This window comes from Pseudomonas sp. TE3910, from assembly GCF_056279025.1.
This window is the reverse complement of sequence record NZ_JBWBQN010000001.1, coordinates 2,735,606-2,752,909: the sequence shown is the minus strand read 5'-3', so window position 1 is coordinate 2,752,909 and position 17,304 is coordinate 2,735,606. Positions and strand designations below refer to the sequence as shown.

17 protein-coding genes and 1 pseudogene are annotated in these 17,304 nt (G+C 60.4%); 6 read left to right on the top strand and 12 right to left on the bottom strand.

Annotated elements, in window-relative coordinates; all coding sequences use genetic code 11:
- Positions 1-2 precede the first annotated feature (2 nt).
- From ACZ9H3_RS12540 to miaB, 4 genes and pseudogenes are all read right to left on the bottom strand, one after another.
- On the bottom strand, positions 3-842 hold the full coding sequence (locus tag ACZ9H3_RS12540; RefSeq protein ID WP_065760367.1) for an HlyC/CorC family transporter: 840 nt from the start codon (positions 840-842) through the stop codon (positions 3-5).
- Positions 843-847: 5 nt separating this feature from the next.
- Complete coding sequence (gene ybeY, locus ACZ9H3_RS12535) at positions 848-1,342, bottom strand: rRNA maturation RNase YbeY (protein WP_065760368.1); 495 nt, start codon at positions 1,340-1,342, stop codon at positions 848-850.
- Positions 1,335-2,336: a PhoH family protein gene (locus ACZ9H3_RS12530; RefSeq protein WP_065760369.1), complete on the bottom strand. Its 1,002-nt coding sequence runs from the start codon at positions 2,334-2,336 to the stop codon at positions 1,335-1,337. The genes ybeY and ACZ9H3_RS12530 overlap by 8 nt, the downstream gene beginning before the upstream one ends.
- Positions 2,337-2,460: 124 nt before the next feature.
- Positions 2,461-3,790 (bottom strand): annotated as a pseudogene (gene miaB, locus ACZ9H3_RS12525) (tRNA (N6-isopentenyl adenosine(37)-C2)-methylthiotransferase MiaB).
- Between the two features lie 130 nt (positions 3,791-3,920).
- Here miaB and ACZ9H3_RS12520 point away from each other — a divergent pair.
- Entirely contained in the window at positions 3,921-4,247 is a 327-nt protein-coding gene (locus ACZ9H3_RS12520) for a DUF1820 family protein (RefSeq protein ID WP_065760371.1), read from the top strand.
- Between the two features lie 19 nt (positions 4,248-4,266).
- Here ACZ9H3_RS12520 and ACZ9H3_RS12515 read toward each other — a convergent pair whose 3' ends face one another.
- From ACZ9H3_RS12515 to ACZ9H3_RS12500, 4 genes are all read right to left on the bottom strand, one after another.
- The gene (locus ACZ9H3_RS12515; RefSeq protein WP_065760372.1) at positions 4,267-4,815 is read right to left on the bottom strand and encodes a tetratricopeptide repeat protein; all 549 of its coding nucleotides are present in this window, start codon (positions 4,813-4,815) and stop codon (positions 4,267-4,269) included.
- Positions 4,816-5,040: 225 nt separating this feature from the next.
- Positions 5,041-6,321, bottom strand: a complete 1,281-nt coding sequence (gene hemL / locus ACZ9H3_RS12510; protein ID WP_102051691.1) for a glutamate-1-semialdehyde 2,1-aminomutase — start codon at positions 6,319-6,321, stop codon at positions 5,041-5,043.
- Between the two features lie 15 nt (positions 6,322-6,336).
- A complete protein-coding gene (gene thiE, locus ACZ9H3_RS12505) occupies positions 6,337-6,963 on the bottom strand; it encodes a thiamine phosphate synthase (RefSeq protein WP_476220981.1) in 627 nt (208 codons plus the stop codon).
- A gap of 36 nt (positions 6,964-6,999) precedes the next feature.
- Positions 7,000-7,797, bottom strand: a complete 798-nt coding sequence (locus ACZ9H3_RS12500; RefSeq protein WP_065761254.1) for a hydroxymethylpyrimidine/phosphomethylpyrimidine kinase — start codon at positions 7,795-7,797, stop codon at positions 7,000-7,002.
- A gap of 265 nt (positions 7,798-8,062) precedes the next feature.
- Here ACZ9H3_RS12500 and ACZ9H3_RS12495 point away from each other — a divergent pair, with 265 nt between their 5' ends.
- The 4 genes from ACZ9H3_RS12495 to ACZ9H3_RS12480 all read left to right on the top strand — a co-directional run bounded on the left by ACZ9H3_RS12495 (position 8,063) and on the right by ACZ9H3_RS12480 (position 13,964).
- A complete protein-coding gene (locus ACZ9H3_RS12495) occupies positions 8,063-10,057 on the top strand; it encodes a sensor histidine kinase (RefSeq protein ID WP_476220979.1) in 1,995 nt (664 codons plus the stop codon).
- 79 nt (positions 10,058-10,136) lie between these two features.
- Positions 10,137-11,789 carry an acyl-CoA dehydrogenase family protein gene (locus ACZ9H3_RS12490; protein WP_476220977.1) on the top strand — a complete coding sequence of 551 codons (1,653 nt, stop codon included), beginning with the start codon at positions 10,137-10,139 and terminating at the stop codon, positions 11,787-11,789.
- Between the two features lie 66 nt (positions 11,790-11,855).
- On the top strand, positions 11,856-13,328 hold the full coding sequence (gene amn, locus ACZ9H3_RS12485) for an AMP nucleosidase (RefSeq protein ID WP_371918209.1): 1,473 nt from the start codon (positions 11,856-11,858) through the stop codon (positions 13,326-13,328).
- Positions 13,329-13,334: 6 nt separating this feature from the next.
- Complete coding sequence (locus ACZ9H3_RS12480) at positions 13,335-13,964, top strand: pseudouridine synthase (protein ID WP_099775892.1); 630 nt, start codon at positions 13,335-13,337, stop codon at positions 13,962-13,964.
- Here the strand turns inward: ACZ9H3_RS12480 and ACZ9H3_RS12475 are convergent.
- Together ACZ9H3_RS12475 and ACZ9H3_RS12470 are read right to left on the bottom strand one after the other, a co-directional pair.
- Complete coding sequence (locus ACZ9H3_RS12475) at positions 13,961-14,164, bottom strand: DUF2788 domain-containing protein (protein WP_065761247.1); 204 nt, start codon at positions 14,162-14,164, stop codon at positions 13,961-13,963. The two genes, ACZ9H3_RS12480 and ACZ9H3_RS12475, sit on opposite strands and share 4 nt — an antisense overlap.
- A 56-nt stretch (positions 14,165-14,220) precedes the next feature.
- The gene (locus ACZ9H3_RS12470; RefSeq protein WP_065761248.1) at positions 14,221-14,697 is read right to left on the bottom strand and encodes an Lrp/AsnC family transcriptional regulator; all 477 of its coding nucleotides are present in this window, start codon (positions 14,695-14,697) and stop codon (positions 14,221-14,223) included.
- 439 nt (positions 14,698-15,136) lie between these two features.
- On the opposite strand from ACZ9H3_RS12470, the gene ACZ9H3_RS12465 reads away from it, so the two are divergent.
- Complete coding sequence (locus ACZ9H3_RS12465; protein ID WP_476220973.1) at positions 15,137-15,958, top strand: DUF6515 family protein; 822 nt, start codon at positions 15,137-15,139, stop codon at positions 15,956-15,958.
- Positions 15,959-15,967: 9 nt separating this feature from the next.
- Here the strand turns inward: ACZ9H3_RS12465 and ACZ9H3_RS12460 are convergent, their stop codons facing one another.
- Both ACZ9H3_RS12460 and ACZ9H3_RS12455 read right to left on the bottom strand, forming a co-directional pair.
- Positions 15,968-16,843 (bottom strand): cation diffusion facilitator family transporter, encoded by an 876-nt coding sequence (locus ACZ9H3_RS12460; protein WP_099775888.1) that lies wholly within the window; start codon positions 16,841-16,843, stop codon positions 15,968-15,970.
- A gap of 28 nt (positions 16,844-16,871) precedes the next feature.
- Positions 16,872-17,291 (bottom strand): polyribonucleotide nucleotidyltransferase, encoded by a 420-nt coding sequence (locus ACZ9H3_RS12455; protein ID WP_065761251.1) that lies wholly within the window; start codon positions 17,289-17,291, stop codon positions 16,872-16,874.
- Between the last annotated feature and the right edge of the window lie 13 nt (positions 17,292-17,304).

Genomic DNA, 17,304 nt, shown 5'->3' with positions numbered 1-17,304 from the left:
CCTTAGCGGGTGATAGGTGTCAGGCGCAGCAAGTGTATCCGGCGGCTGTCGGCGTTGAGAACCCGGAAACGGTAGGGGCCGATTTCGGTTGTCTCGTTACGCTTGGGCAAGTGCCCGAATGCGCTCATCACCAAGCCACCGACGGTGTCGAACTCGTCATTGGAGAACTCGCTGTCGAAGAACTCGTTGAAGTTCTCGATGGGCGTCAAGGCCTTGATCAGGAAGTCGCCACTCGGCAACGGCTTGATGTAGCTGTCTTCCTCGACGTCATGCTCATCCTCGATGTCGCCGACGATTTGTTCGAGCACGTCTTCGATGGTTACCAGGCCGGCCACGCCGCCATACTCATCGATGACGATGGCCATGTGGTTGTGGTTGGCACGGAATTCACGCAACAGCACGTTCAGACGCTTGGATTCGGGCACAAAGGTGGCCGGGCGCAGCAGGTCCTTGATGTTGAAGCGGTCGCCATTTTCCTTGAGGATCAGTGGCAACAGGTCCTTGGCGAGCAGTACGCCGAGGACGTCATCGTGGCTCTCGCCCACGACCGGGTAGCGTGAGTGCGCAGCGTCGATCACCGCTGGCAGGAACTCGCGGGGTGTTTGGGTCGCCTTGATGCTGATCATCTGCGAGCGCGGGACCATGATGTCACGCACTTGCAGGTCTGCGACCTGGATTGCGCCTTCCACGATGGTCAGGGCTTCGCTGTCGAGCAGCTTGTTCTGATGGGCTTCGCGCAGCAGTTCCAGGAGTTCCTGGCGGTTTTTCGGCTCATGGGCAAAAGCCTGGGTCAGCTTACCCAGCCAGGACTTTTGCCCATTGCTCGATCGATCTTCGCTCATGGCGGTTACTCGTGATCCTTACAGGTATCGGTGTCGGGGAAATCGTGTTCGTCGTCGGCATACGGGTCAGGGTGACCCAGTTCGGCAAGCAACGTTCGTTCCAGTGCTTCCATCTCTTCGGCCTCATCGTCTTCGATGTGGTCGTAGCCCAGCAGGTGCAGGCAGCCGTGGATGACCAGGTGCGCCCAGTGTGCCTCCAGCGACTTGCCTTGTTCGGCAGCTTCGCGTTCGACCACGGCGACGCAAATGACCAGGTCGCCGAGCAGTGGAATGTCGAGCATGTCATCGGGCACATCGGCCGGGAAGGACAGCACGTTGGTGGCGTAGTCCTTGTGCCGATAGGTGTTGTTGAGCTCGCGGCCTTCGGCTTCATCAACCAGGCGTATGGTCAGCTCGGAGTCGGCGCTGCGCTGACGCAGGGCAAGCTCACACCAGCGACGGAACGTGGCTTCATCAGGGGCGGCGGCATCAGTAGCCAGTTGCAGGTCGAGTTCAACCATCGTGACGGTTGCCTTCGTGCTTGTCCTGCTGCTTGCTGTCGAAGCGCTCGTAGGCCTCGACGATGCGTTGCACCAACGGATGGCGTACAACGTCTTTCGGCTTGAAGTGGGTAAAGCTGATGCCCGGCACCCCGTCAAGAACCTCGATCACATGCGCCAGCCCTGATTTGGTGCCGCGCGGCAGGTCGACCTGGGTGATGTCCCCGGTGATCACGGCTGTCGAGCCGAAGCCGATTCGAGTGAGGAACATTTTCATCTGCTCGACGGTCGTGTTCTGGCTTTCGTCGAGGATGATGAAGCTGTTATTCAAGGTACGGCCGCGCATGTAGGCCAATGGCGCGATCTCGATAACCTGGCGCTCAATCAGCTTGGCCACATGTTCGAAGCCCAGCATTTCGTAGAGGGCGTCGTACAGTGGTCGCAGGTACGGGTCGATTTTCTGTGCCAGGTCGCCGGGCAGGAAGCCAAGCTTTTCGCCTGCTTCGACCGCCGGGCGCACCAGCAGAATGCGGCGCACCTGTTCACGCTCCAGTGCATCAACCGCACAGGCCACAGCCAGGTAGGTCTTGCCGGTACCCGCCGGGCCGATGCCGAAGTTGATGTCGTTCGCCAGGATTTCCTTGACGTAGCGCTGCTGGTTGAGCCCGCGCGGGCGGATATTGCCCTTGCGTGTGCGCAGGGTCACGCTCGGTTCGGCGGCAGCCGGGTTTTCCATGGCTTCCAGCGACGACTCCTGCAGGAACAGGTGAACCATGTCCGGCGAAAGCTCGGTAGCCTTGGTTTCGCGGTACAGGCGTCGAAGCAGTTGCTCGGCGGAAGAGGTGAGTTGGGGTTCGCCGATCAATTCAAATTGATTGCCGCGGTTGCGGATTTCAATGGCCATGCGCTGTTCGATGAGGCGCAAATGCTCGTCGAACTGCCCGCACAGGTTGGCGAAGCGGCGAGCCTCAAAGGGCTCGAGGATGAAACGATGAGGTTCTATGGGTGCGTTCAAGGTCGTTTTTTAGCCGCCCAACGGCAATGAGAGTGAATTCAAGGATAACCCCAGAGGCTCACGTGCGAAAGCGCTGAAACGTTCAAGGATTACCGGGCCCGGTGTGCAGGGCCCGGCCATGCCTTTACGGTAGCAGCGAGCCGAACAACGAGTGAGGCCGTGCATCGTCGATCTGCACGTCGACAAACTGCCCAATCAGTTTGGGATTGTCGCAGCGGAAGTTGACGATACGGTTATTTTCGGTGCGCCCTTGCAGTTGCCCAGGGTCACGGCGTGAGTAATCGGTTACCAGAATGCGCTGAACGGTCCCGACCATGCGCCGGCTGATTTCAAAACCTTGATGGTCAAGGCGCTGCTGCAGTACCTGCAGGCGTTCCTTCTTGAGTTCTTCCGGTGTGTCGTCTGGCAGGTCGGCGGCCGGTGTACCCGGGCGCTGGCTGTAGACGAACGAGTAGGAGAAGTCGAAGCCGACATCGCTGACCAGTTTCAGGGTTTGTTCGAAGTCTTTTTCAGTTTCGCCGGGGAAGCCGACAATGAAGTCGGAGCTGATGCAGATGTCCCGGCACCGCCGCCTTGAGCTTGCGCAGCTTGGACTTGTACTCAAGAACGGTGTGGTTGCGCTTCATCGCGGCCAGTACACGGTCCGAGCCCGACTGCACCGGCAGGTGCAGGTGCTTGACCAGTTGCGGCACGTCAGCGTGCGCCTGGATCAGGCTGTCGGAGAACTCCAGGGGGTGCGAGGTGGTGTAGCGGATGCGACCGATGCCGTCCACTGCGGCAACCACGCGGATCAGCTCGGCCAGGTCGGCCAGGCGCCCATCGTGGGTCAGGCCACGGTAACCGTTGACATTCTGCCCCAGCAGGGTGATTTCACGTACACCGTTCTCGGCCAGGTGAATGACCTCGGCCAGTACGTCGTCGAATGGGCGGCTGACTTCCTCGCCGCGGGTGTAAGGCACCACGCAGAAGGTGCAGTACTTGCTGCAGCCCTCCATGACTGAAACGTAGGCAGTAGGGCCGTCGATACGGGGTTCCGGCAGGTGGTCGAACTTTTCGATTTCCGGGAACGAGACGTCTACCTGTGGTTGCCGGGTAGTGCGGGCGGCGTCGATCATCTCCGGCAAGCGGTGCAGGGTTTGCGGGCCAAACACCACGTCGACATAGGGCGCACGCTTGCGGATGGACTCGCCTTCCTGGCTGGCGACACAGCCGCCGACGGCAATGACCATTTCCGGGTTCTGTTCCTTCAGTTCACGCCAGCGGCCCAGTTGGGAATAGACCCGGTCTTGTGCACGTTCGCGAATCGAACAGGTGTTGAGCAGGATGACATCGGCGTCTTCTGCCCGGGCGGTGACCTCCAGGGCTTGATGTTCGCCCAACAGATCGACCATGCGCGAGCTGTCATACTCGTTCATCTGGCAACCGTGGGTTTCGATATAAAGCTTCTTGGCCATGGGAGATCATCAGGTAATTCAAAGAACCGCGCATTATAAGGGGCGTCAGCGATGGTTCCTAGCGTTGTCGATCAGGTGGCTATGCTATAGTTTGCGCCCTCTTTACCACCTGTCTTCGTTCCCGCCGAAAATGACCAAACGTGCCGATCCGATCTACAAAGTGATTTTTCTCAACCAGGGCCAGGTATTCGAGATGTACGCCAAGCAGATCTACCAAAGTGATCTGTGGGGCTTTCTCGAAGTGGAGGAGTTTATCTTCGGAGAGCGCACCCAAGTGGTGGTCGATCCCAGTGAAGAGAAGCTCAAGGCGCAATTCGAGGGTGTGGTTCGCAGCTTCGTACCGATGCATTCGATCGTGCGTATCGATGAAGTCGAGCGGCTGGGGACACCCAAGATCAGTGAAGCGCGCGGGGGCGGTAACGTGATGCCGTTCCCAATGCCGATGCCCGAGAAGTAAGCAGGACGCTGCCCCGGCGTCAGGGGAGTGGCGAGAAGGGGGTGCGCCCTTCGGCGCTCTGCAGTTCCAGCAGGTACTTGCGGAAGATCTGCCCCAGTACTTGGGTAGCGACCTCCAGCTCGTCACGTGGCATTTGTGCCGACACCTCGTCGGCCATGTCCAGGGCGTCTTCGGCGCCATTGACTGCGGCCATTTTCAGCACGATGTAGGCTTGCACATTGTTGGCCGCCACGCCTTCTCCGCGGAAAAACATGGTGCCCAGGCGGTACTGTGCTTCAGCATGCCCTTGCAATGAGGCCTGTTCGAAGTAGCTCAGTGCCTTGCTCAGGTCGCGCGGTGCATTTTTACCCACGTAGTAGAACTCACCCAACTCGTACTGCGCCTGGGCATCCCCGCCCTGTGCCGCTTGTTGGCAGTCAGCGAGTGCTTGCGCCAGGTCTTCGGGCTGGGAATCGAGGGTGCAGCGGCCGGTTGCCGGGATCAGCAACGAGTTACCGCCTGCTGTAGCCAGCAGGGGCTGAAGAAGCAACAGGCAGCCCAGGGCAAGGGCGCGGCCGGTGCGGTTCATGGGGATCGACTTACCTCTGCAAAGCTGCGGCCAATGTGTCTGGTGGCACATTATGGGATAACCTGCGCCAACCTTACAAAGTCTTTACTCGATTTTCTGCTTGAAGGGGTGTTTGGTGCTCGCTATTTGCATGTACCGGCCTTGTTGGCGCTGCGGGCAACGCGTGCTCATTGGCATCGCGTCGGCCCCGCAGCGGCGACAAGACGGTCTGTTGCAGGCGGGCGCTTAGAGCTTGGCGAATGCCCGCTCAGCGGCGTCCAGAGTGATCTTCAACTCGGCTTCGCCATGGGCAATAGAGGTAAAGCCCGCCTCGAAGGCGCTCGGTGCCAGGTACACGCCACCTTCCAGCATCAGGTGGAAGAAGCGCTTGAAGCGTTCGGCATCGCTGGACATGACGTCGTCGAAGGTCACGATGTCGTCGGCAGCGCTGAAGTACAGGCCGAACATGCCACCCGCCTGGGTGGTGACGAACGGTACGCCTGCAGCATCGGCACGCTCCTGCAGCCCCTGGAGCAGGCGGCGGGTGAAGTCGCTCAGTTCGTCGTGGAACCCAGGCCGGCTGATCAGCTTCAGTGTGGTCAAGCCAGCGGCCATGGCCAGTGGGTTGCCCGACAAGGTGCCGGCCTGATACACCGGGCCCAGCGGCGCGATCTGCGACATGATTTCGCGCTTGCCACCGAAGCAGCCGACAGGCATGCCGCCGCCGACGATCTTGCCGAAGGTCGACAGGTCAGGGGTAACGCCGTAATAGGCTTGCGCACCGCCCAGGGCAACACGGAAACCGGTCATGACTTCGTCGAAAATCAGGACCACGCCGTGTTTGTCGCATTGTGTGCGCAGGCCTTCAAGGAAGCCGGGGGCGGGCGGCACGCAGTTCATGTTGCCGGCGACCGGCTCGACGATGATACAGGCGACCTCGTTGCCCACTTCATTGAGCATCTTCTCGACGGCAGCAAGGTCGTTGAACGGCAGGGTCAATGTATGTTTGGCGAACGCAGCGGGCACGCCTGCAGAACTCGGTACGCCCTGGCTTAGAAGGCCAGAGCCGGCTTTTACCAGCAGGCTGTCGGAGTGGCCGTGGTAGCAACCCTCGAACTTGATGATGCTGTCGCGGCCGGTGTAGCCCCGGGCCAGGCGGATAGCGCTCATGGTGGCTTCGGTGCCGGAGCTGACCATGCGAACCATTTCCATCGACGGCACGATCGAGCAGACCAGGTCGGCCATCTCGGTTTCCATCGCGGTCGGGGCGCCATAGGACAGGCCGTGCTCCAGTTGCTTGCGCACCGAGTCAAGGACGTCTGGGTGGCTGTGGCCCAGAATCATTGGCCCCCAGGAACCGACGTAGTCGACATAACGCTTGTCGTCTTCATCGGTAACGTAGGCGCCTTCGGCGTGCTTGAAGAACAGCGGGGTGCCGCCAACGCTGCGGAATGCGCGGACTGGCGAGTTCACGCCACCTGGGATGTGCTTCTGGGCATTGGCAAACAGGGCTTCGGAACGGGACATGAGGGTCTCTCTCAATCAAACAGATTCGAACAGGGCGTTGAAGGCGCGGGCGCGGCGGGTGACTTCCTGCGCGCTGTCGGCTCCAAACAGCCCGTGGATGACGGCCAGCAGGTCGGCGCCATGGGCGACCAACGGTGCGGCATTGTCCAGGGTAATGCCGCCGATCACGGCAATCGGCAGGTTGACCCGGCGGCGTGCCTGTTCCAGCAGTTCGACGCTGGCGGCCGGCGCACCGGGCTTGGTTACGGAATTGAAGAAACGACCAAAGGCCACATAGCTGGCGCCTTCGCGCGCGGCCTGCTCCGCCAGTTCAAGCTGGGCGTGGCAGGTAGCGCCAATGATCGCCTGTTGCCCCAACAGCGCGCGGGCCGGCGTCAGCGGGCCGTCGGTCTGGCCCAGATGCACGCCGACACCCAGGCGTGCGGCCAACTCGACATCGTCATTGATGATCAACTGGGTGGTGTAGCGTTCGCAGAGTTTGGCCAGGGCTTCGGCTTCGCGCAGACGTTGCGCCGCGTCGTCACTCTTGTCGCGGTACTGCAACAGGGTCACGCCGCCATCCAGCGCGGCTTCGACATGAGACAAGAACCGACCGGCCAGTAACTGGCTATCTGTAATGGCGTACAAACCGCGTAACTTCATTGCTTGAGCCTCGTGGCCGTGACCGGAAACCAGTCGTCAGGAACAGAAATCCAGGGGCAGACGGCGCGGTACGTACTGGCCTTTGCCCAATTGCTCGGCATCGCGCAGCGTTCGCCAGGTGTAGTCCAGCGCGGATCGCACGGCGCTCTCCAGTTGTTCGCCCAGCGCCAGACGGCCCGCGAGGGCACTGGCCAGGGTGCAGCCGGAGCCATGGTAGCTGCCAGGCAGGCGCTGGCAGGTCCAGGTGTGGCGCTGGCCATCGCGGCTGTACAGGCGGTTATGGATCTCGTGCTCGTCACCGTGACCGCCGGTAATCAGCAGGTACTTGCAGAAGGGCAGGAGCTTTTCCGCACACTCATCGGCAGTCCCTTCCGGGAGTTCAGCCAGAATGCGTGCTTCCGGCAGGTTCGGTGTGGCGATGGTGGCAATCGGCAGCAGGCGTTCGCGCATGGCGTAACCCACTTCATCCTTGCCCAGCCGTCCGCCGCCGCCTGCACGCAGCACGGGGTCACAGACCATCGGCAGGTGCGGATGGGCGGCCAGTAGCTCGACCACGGTATCAACCATTTCCAGTGAGCCGAGCATGCCCAGCTTGACGGCTGCTACCGGCGAGTCGTTGAGCACGGCATTGGCTTGGGCCAACACCCACTCACGATCAAGGACGCGGAAGTCGCTGACATTGACGGTATCCTGCACGGTCAGGGCGGTCACGGTGGGTGCAGCGTGACAGCCTTGAGCGATCAGGGCTTCGATATCTGCCTGCAAGCCGGCGCCGCCACTGGGGTCGTGGCCGGAGAGACAGAGGACAACGGGGCGGGAGCTGTAGGTATTCATGGTGCGCGAGCTTAACACCAAACGCATTTTGCGGGTCTTCCCCTGCCAGGTTGATTTTTTGGCAAAGGGGTCAGGTATTTTTGTGTTGGTTGTCTGTAATGCCCGAAATAGAGCCTTTTCTTTGTATTTTGGAGTGGCGGCTAGTAAGCCGCGACAGCTATGCTAGAGTGCTCTCAATACTGATAACAGGCACCGCCGGATTTCGTCGTCTCAAAAGGAAAGGAGGCGAACGCGACGCAACCGGGGCAGACCATGCTGGGGCTGTATGCGCTATTTGCTGATTTTTTTGCTGGGCTGCCTGCCAACCTTTGCTGGCGCGGTCGACTTTGACGACGCCACTCGCAACCTGCCGCTAGGGCGCTTGATGCAGGTCTATGAAGACCGTGAGGGCCATGCCGATATTGCTCAGGTGAGTGCTGCGGCCTTCAGCGATCGATTCAGCTCCCATGACGCTGACGTGCTCAACGCAGGCTATTCAAGATCGGTGTTCTGGCTCAAGGTGGACCTGCACTACCTGGCAATGCCCCAGGCAAGTGCACGTAGCTGGTTGCTGGAGCTGGCCTACCCGCCGCTTGATCATCTGGAACTGTATATCCCCGACGATAGCGGCACCTACCGGCTGGCTCAGCGCACCGGTGATGCGTTGCCTTATGACAGCCGTCAGATCAAGCAGAACAACTACTTGTTCGAATTGCCGTTCAAGCCTGATCAATCGATGACGGTCTACCTGCGCCTGCACAGCGAAGGGTCGGTTCAGGCGCCGTTGACCTTGTGGGCTACCGATGCCTATCTGGAGGCACAGCCGACACGCCTGTATGTGCTGGGCCTGATCTATGGCGTGCTGCTGGGGATGCTGGTGTACAACCTGTTCATCTACATCAGTGTGCGCGACACCAGTTACCTCTATTACATCCTCTACATCGCCTCGTTTGGTTTGTATCAGGTTTCGGTAAACGGCGCCGGGGTGGCTTACTTCTGGCCGGAAAACCCCTGGTGGGCCAATGCGGCCACGCCGTTCTTCATTGGTGCGGCGGGTTTGTTCGGTTGTCAGTTCGCCCGAAGTTTTCTCCAGATGGCGCAACACAGCCGAGTGCTTGATCGTTTGTTGCTTGCCTTGATGGCCTGTGCGGTCGCGGTCGTACTGATGTCGTTGACCCTCAGCTACGGCATAGCCCTGCGCCTGGCGACCTTGCTGGCGTTGATGTTCACCCTCAGTATTTTTACCGCCGGTGTGTTCGCCTGGTGGCGCGGGTTGAGGGTTGCGCGTTACTTCATCATTGCCTGGTCGGCGTTTTTGCTCGGTGGTTTGGTGAACACCCTGATGGTGTTGGGCTACCTGCCGAACGTCTTCCTGACGATGTATGCCAGCCAGATCGGTTCTGCGCTGGAGGTCGGTCTGCTGTCGTTGGCGCTTGCCGACCGCATCAACAGCATGCGCGATTTGCAGGCGCGAACCTTGCGCGAAACCGGGGAGAGCCTTGAGCGGCTCAATCAGCAATTGGCCAAGAGCAATCGGCTCAAGGATGAGTTCCTCGCCACCGTGACGCATGAGCTGCGCACACCGATGAACGGTGTTATTGGTTGCCTGGAACTGATGCAGACCCTGCCAATGGAGCCAGAGCTTGCGCAGTACCAGCAAACGGCCAGCGGCTCGGCGCGGGACATGATGCGGATGGTCGATGACATCCTGGTGCTGACGGAACTCCAGGCCGGGCGGCTGCAGCAGCACAACGAACCCTTCAGCCTGCGTGGCGTCTTGCATGAGTTGCGTGGGCAGTTCACCGCTCAGGCGTTGCACAAGGGCTTGTACGTTCGCCTCGAGATCGCTGCCGGCTTGCCGGATACCGTGATCGGTGATCGACAGAAGCTGGCCTCATGTTTGGGTTACTTGCTCGATAACGGCATCAAGTTCACCCATCGTGGTGGTGTGACCGTGCACATCAACGGCGTGCCACAAGGTTCTGGGCAGTTGTGCCTGACCATCAGTGTTCGTGACACTGGAATCGGTTTTGCGTGCCTGGACCAATCGACCGTGTATCAGCGTTTTTTCCAGATTGATGGTTCGATGACCCGTGAGTACGGCGGGTTAGGCATCGGTTTGGCGATCTGTCGGCAATTGGCCGAATTGATCGGCGCCCGTTTGACCCATGAGTCGCAGCCGGGCGAAGGCAGTTGTTTCGAGTTGTCCCTGTGTGTGGCGGCCAATCCCGTGCAAATCGCCGACATGAGCCTTAATCGAGGCCAAAGCCCGGTCAGTTAGGCGCTTTTGTCACTTTGACCCGGGGGCGGCGCGTGATTCACTGAGGTTAAGTCATGCGTGAATCTGTCAGGAGCCCCCGATGAACCTGCACCAGTACGCTGAAACCCATGAGGTCACCAACCAGCCACCGTCGTTGGATGGCGTCAACCTGTACCGCATTGATCTGCCTTTGCAGCAGTGGTCGCAACGCTTCGGTGCGGGCTGGGCGCAAGCACGGATCGACGCCTACGGTGCTCTTGCCGGTGGGCCGCTGATGGCCGCCGGGTTCCTTGCCAACCAGCACAAGCCCCAATTCAAGAGCCATGATCGCTACGGCAACCGGATCGATCTGGTGGAGTTCCATCCGGCTTATCACGAGCTGATGCGAACGGCCATCGAACATGGCTTGCCCTCACTGCCCTGGACCTCACCGGGCGAGGGCGCTCATGTCGCACGTGCTTCGATGACTTATCTGCACAGCCAGGCCGAGGCCGGTAGTGGTTGCCCGTTGACCATGACCTTTGCAGCGGTGCCGACCCTCAAGTTGCAGCCAGAGCTGGCCCAGTATTGGCTGCCCAAGGTACTCGCTACCGAGTACGACCCGCGCAACATCGGAGATCGGCACAAGGCGGGCGTTACGCTGGGCATGGCCATGACCGAGAAGCAGGGCGGCACCGATGTGCGTGCCAACACCACCCGGGCTTACCCCGTCGGTGCGGCAGGCCCGGGCCAGGCCTACGAACTGGTCGGGCACAAGTGGTTCTGTTCCGCGCCCATGTGCGATGCCTTCCTGACCTTGGCGCAGACCCATAAGGGGTTGAGTTGTTTTCTGCTGCCGCGTCACCGCCCTGACGACAGCCGCAATCAATTCTATATCCAGCGCTTGAAGGACAAACTGGGTAACTGCTCGAATGCGTCCAGTGAGGTGGAGTTTCGCGGCGCCCTTGCCTGGATGGTGGGTGAAGAGGGGCGTGGGGTGCCAACCATCATCGAAATGGTCGGCATGACCCGCTTCGATTGCATGGTTGGCTCCAGTGCGTTGATGCGCCAGGCGTTGACCCAGGCTGCGCATCACTGTGCTCACCGCCAGGTGGGGGGGCGCCTGCTGGCTGAGCAGCCACTGATGCAGAACGTCATTGCCGACCTGGCCCTGGAAAGCGAGGCCGCCTTGGCCCTCAGCCTGCGCATGGCGCACGCCCTGGATCAGCCGGATGATCCGCAGCAGGTGCGATTTGCTCGCCTGGTGACAGCCGTGGGCAAGTACTGGATCTGCAAGCGCGCCCCGGCAATGATTAACGAAGCGGCCGAATGCATGGGCGGTGCCGGTTATGTCGAGGACAGTATCTTGCCGCGGCTGTACCGCGAGGCGCCGGTCAATTCGACCTGGGAAGGCTCCGGTAACGTGCAGTGTCTGGATGTACTGCGGGCATTGTCGAAAGAGCCGGGCGTGCTCGATGCCCTGTTTGCCGAGCTTGGTGATGGCCATGGCGATGCGCGTCTGGCGGCGCACATCGTCGCGCTGAGGAAAGCATTCAGTGATGTCAGTGATATCCAGTACCGGGCCCGGCAACTGACTGAGGCGATCGCCTTGGGGTTGCAAGCCAAGTTGCTGCTGGAGGCCGGTAATGCTGCTGTCAGCGATGCATTTATTGCCAGTCGTCTGAGTGGCGATGGTCGCGTGTACGGGACCTTGCCACGTGGTCTGGACGTCGCTGATCTGGTCCAGCGTTCGACGCCGCATTGGCCACTCTAAACAGGCGTGCCTTTAGGCGCAGATGTAGGCAAGATGGAAACCTGCATGTCAGACAGGAAGTACATTGTGAACCGCACTGTTGAAGCCTTTGTTGTCGTAGAAACCGCCGAGGAGGCGGTTGATCGTCTGGCCGCCCTGCATGAGCAGGCAACCGGGGCCTTGAGTCAGGCGCTCAAGCGCTACCTCAAGGACCGTACCGAGCCGAGCGCGGCCGAACGCGCACAGTTCCGATATCCTGAATTACGTCTGACCTATCAGTATCAAGGTGAAGTGCCAGCCATCACGCGGGCCTACGCCAAGGTCCAGTTACCCGGCACCTACAGCATTACCGTGACTCACCCGGCGGCGTTTCGCAGTTATCTGCTGGAGCAACTGCGCCCGCTGATGCGAGATTTCACCGTGACGGTGGAAGTGGGTGTCAGCGAGCAGAACATTCCATACCCTTATGTGGTTGAGCAGGGCGATGAGTTGGCGGGCAGTGGCATTACCGCCGCCGTGCTGGCACGGGTCTTCCCCAGTACCGACCTGTCGGCAGCCACCGATGGTATTGCCGACGGCCTGTATGACTGGGCCAACGTCGATCCGCTGCCGCTGGCGTTGTTCGATGCGGCGCGGGTGGACTTCTCATTGCGTCGTCTGGTGCATTACACCGGCAGCGACTGGCGTCATGTGCAACCGTGGATTCTGCTGACCAACTACCACCGTTACGTCGACCAGTTCATCAGCCATGGCCTGGAGCGTTTGCGCGACGATCCACGTTTTGTGCGGATGATCCTGCCGGGCAATGTCATCATCGAAAAGGCCATGGACAACGGTGAAGCCCAGGCGCTGGTTGCCGGAGTGGTCTGGCACCGTTACCAGATGCCGGCGTATCACCTGATCGCGGCCGATGGGCATGGCATTACCTTGGTCAACATTGGCGTCGGCCCGTCCAACGCCAAGAACATCACCGACCATCTGGCGGTACTGCGTCCGCATTGCTGGTTGATGATCGGCCACTGTGGCGGCCTGCGGCAGTCGCAGACCATTGGTGACTACGTACTGGCTCACGCCTATATGCGTCGCGATGGGATTCTTGATCGCGTGGTACCGCCTAACATCCCGATACCGGCGTTGGCTGAAGTCCAGCTGGCACTGCAGGAAGCCGCCGCACAGGTCACGGGTGAGCGTGGCGATGAGCTGAAAAAACGCCTGCGTACCGGCACGGTATTGACCTATGACGACCGCAACTGGGAGCTGCGCTGGGCCCAGGAGCGACCGCTGATCAACCTCTCGCGAGCCGTGGCAGTCGACATGGAAAGCGGTACGATTGCGGCGCAGGGTTATCGCTTGCGGGTGCCCTATGGCACGTTGCTGTGTGTCTCGGACAAACCGTTGCACAGTGAAATCAAGCTGCCTGGTTCGGCCAACGCGTTCTACAATCGAGCGGTCAGCCAGCATTTGAAGATTGGCATCGCGGCACTGGACCTGCTGCGTAACCAACTGAACGCGCTGCACTCGCGTAAACTGCGCAGTTTCGATGAGCCGCCGTTCCGCTGAGGCCCCATGCCGTTACCCCCTCGTACCAAGCCGCGCCGCCCAGCGGCCAAACCGTTCGCCCCGCGTCGCCAAGCCAAGGCGCCGCCGGCCGAACCGCGGCTGATCCTGTTCAACAAGCCCTTCGACGTCCTGACCCAGTTCAGTGACGGCGAGGGGCGAGCAACGCTCAAGGACTACATCGACATCCCCGGAATCTATCCGGCAGGGCGCCTGGACCGTGACAGTGAAGGGCTGTTGTTGCTGACCAATGACGGTCAGTTGCAGGCCCGCATTGCCGACCCCAAGCACAAGCTGGCAAAGACCTACTGGGTACAGGTCGAAGGTGAACCGAGCGATGAGCAATTGCAGCGGTTGCGTGATGGTGTTGAGTTGAACGATGGCATGACCTTGCCAGCACAGGCACGTGCACTGGATGAGCCTGAATTATGGCCGCGCAATCCGCCGGTACGCTTTCGCAAGAGCGTGCCGACTCACTGGCTGGAGCTGGTGATCAAGGAGGGGCGTAACCGTCAGGTGCGGCGCATGACCGCAGCGGTAGGCTTGCCGACCCTGCGGCTGGTCAGGGTCAGGATCGGCAACTGGACGCTCGATGGGCTTGATCAGGGCTGCTGGCGGGAAGTCCCGGCCAAGCTCTAGACCCCTTCGATGTAGCCGATCACCACGCTCTTGATGATGAAGGCAAGGATGCCCAGGCCCAGCACGAAGAACAGAATGAACGTGCCGAATTTGCCAGCATTGGATTTTTTCGCCAGGTCCCAGACGATAAAACCCATGAAGCCAATCAAGATGGTGACCAGGCCGGTCATCATCCACTCTTCAAATACCGCAGGATCCATCGATCTTCTCCAGGCAGGCTGAGGCGCGGCATTATACGCCTGTACGAATGGCCTGACTAACGCAGGTGCGTCAACGGTAGTTCGGTGCTGGCCAGTACCTGGTTGAGTACGAAGCTTGAGCGTACGCTGGTCACCCCTTCGATACGCGTCAGGTGGCCGAGCAGCAGCTTCTGGTAGTGGTCCATGTCGGGCACCACGACTTTGAGCTGGTAGTCAGCGTCCATCCCGGTGACCAGGCTGCATTCGAGCACTTGCGGCAGGTTGCGGATGGCTGCCTCGAAGGTTTCAAAACGCTCTGGTGTGTGCCGGTCCATACCGATCAGGACGTAAGCGGTCAGGCTCAAACCGAGCATCTTGCGGTCGAGCAGGGCAACCTGGCGGGCGATGTAACCGTCATCTTCGAGTTGTTTGACCCGCCGTGAGCAGGGCGACGGCGACAGGCCAATACGCTCGGCCAGCTCCTGGTTGGAGATGCGCGCATCGCGCTGCAATTCGGCAAGAATACTCAGGTCATAGCGGTCCAGCTTGCTCATGGATCAGGCCTTTTCTGTTTCGATTGCGCTGAATTATCTATCTTTAGTTAAAAATTGCGCAACTAGTGTTTTGATCAGCAATATTCGCAATCCGCTGCCGCAGCTGTCGCCGTATTCTTATTTCCAGAATCACTGCCCGGACATCAGTCCACGGCGGCTTACCCAATCAGGACAGCCGCGGCCAGCAATCCCACAGGGTTGTGCTCGGCCCCCGGGCTACACACTGTCCAGAAGACGGCGTGAGGTGAGCCGGCGTCAAAAGCGTCGAGCACGGACAAAATTATCAAGGGGAGGCCTAAGGGCCTCCCTTTTTTATGCCCTGAATTTTTCATCTACCGGTCGATTACCCGCCCTGGCAGGCCTGATAGAGTGATGGCAGAACACGCCTGTGGTTCTGCTGTATTCGCTACAGGCCCATCTTGACCCCGTGAGGAACAGCATGAAGTCGTGCATCTGGCGCCTGGCCGGTGTTGGTCTGTTTTGTGTGAGTATGAGCGCCTTGGCGCAGGGTGAGCGTTATGGCCAACAGCCGTCCAATGGCGAGGAGCAGCCCACCGCCTCGCTACCGATCCAGTCACGTCCGGATGAAGTGCGTCAGACGCAGCAACCGCGGCAGGGATACTATCAGGACATTCCACGACGCAATGGCTACAACCAGCACTGGCAGGCGGGTGGTGCCGGGCAGCGACCGCATGAGGATTGGCCGGGGCGGCCTGATGGGCATGGCAATGGCTGGGGTGAAGGCCCGCAGTATCGACCGGGGCATGTGATCGATCGCTTTCCAGAGCAGTCCTGGAAAGTCCCCTACCGAGGTCATGATTACTTCTACTCAGGTGGTTACTGGTATCGACCGCAAGGGCCGCGCTATGTGGTCGTGGCACCGCCTTACGGGGCAAGGGTGACCTATTTGCCGCCCTACGCGCGCGAGGTGTGGGTTGGCAACGCGTTGCTGTTTATGGTCGCGGGTACTTATTACCAATACCTCAACGACCGCCAGGAGTATGTGGTGGTCAATCCACCGCAGGCCAGTACGGCGCCTCAGGCTGAACCGAGTAACGGTTATGACGTGATTGCCTACCCGGCCGAGGGGCAGACGCCGCAGCAGGTCCAGCAGGACCGCTACGAGTGTCACCGCTGGGCTGTGGAGCAGAGTGGTTTTGACCCGGCAGCGGCCAGCTACGCGCCGGCGGCGTATGTGGCTGACAACTACCGGCGCGCGCTGGGCGCGTGTCTGAGCGGGCGTGGCTACAGCGTGAACTGATTCCTGTACTTAGTGTGGCGCCGGGTCGGCGTGCACCAGCACTTCGGCCCTGGGGAAGCGTTCGTTGATTGCCGCTGCCGCTTCTTCGCAGAGTGAATGGGCTTCGCGCAACGGCAAGTCGCCCGGCAACTCCAGATGCAACTGAACGAACCAGTGCTGTCCAGAGATGCGCGTACGCAGGTCATGAGCGCCCACGACACCTTTGACGGAACAGGCCAGCGCCAGCATTTCCTCGCTGACGTCTTCTGGTAATGCCGTGTCCATCAGGATCGCCGTGCTTTCGCGAGCGATCTGCAGTGCACTCCAGAGGATGTACAGTGCGATTCCCAGGCCGAAGTAGGCATCCAGTTGCGGCCAGCCGAACATGGCCAGCACCAGCGCCAGCAAAATACTGCCATTGAGCAGCATGTCGGAGCGGTAATGCAGCGAGTCGACGCGAATAGCCGTGGAGCCGGTGATACGGATGACGCGTGCCTGGAGCATCAGCAAGGCCGCCGTCAGCACCAGCGACAACACCATCACGCCGATACCGACGCTGGTGTTGCCGAGCGGTTCTGGGGTTTCCAGCCGATGGTAGGCCTGGATGCCGATCAATACGGCACTGACCCCGATGAACAGCGCCTGAGCCATGCCGGCCAATGTTTCCGCCTTGCCGTGACCGTAGCGGTGATTGTCATCGGCAGGACGCAGGGCGTAATGCACTGCCAGCAGGTTGAGAAAGGACGACACGCTATCGAGCAGCGAGTCGGTCAAGCCTGCCAGCAGGCTGACTGACCCGCTAAGCCACCAGCCGATGGCCTTGGCCAGTACCAGAGTACAGGCCACCGCAAGCGACGCGCGGGTGGCCAGGCGCAACAACCGTTCATGTTCAGCGGCTTCACTCATGGGGTATCTATGTCCGTGGAGGGTTGTTTCAGGCAGCAGGCTTGAGGCCGTACATTGCCAGTTGCTCGACACTGCCTTTGTGCTGGATCAGGCGTGGGTCATTGAGTGGCAGGTGCTGGTTCAGCTCCTGCTGGAGGATGGCTTGCAGTTTTACCAGGTCCACTTTGCCGTCAGGCCCCAGGGCCGGTTGCAGTTTTTCCGGTGATATCTGGGCGTGCCTGCCGCCCGGCATGTAGATAGCGCCGGTGGCAAAGTCGATGCCGAAGGCGATCAGGCCGGGGATGACAAAGAACAGGATGCCGATGGCATCCATGGCGGCAATCACCGGGTCGATCTTGCCGGAAATCTGGCCGCGTCGATCCGGGTAGAACAGGGTGCCGCAGGCCGTCAGTTGGGTCAGTAAGCAGGTGATCAGAGCACCGCCAATGAGGCGGGAAGGCATACGCATAGAAATCTCCGCA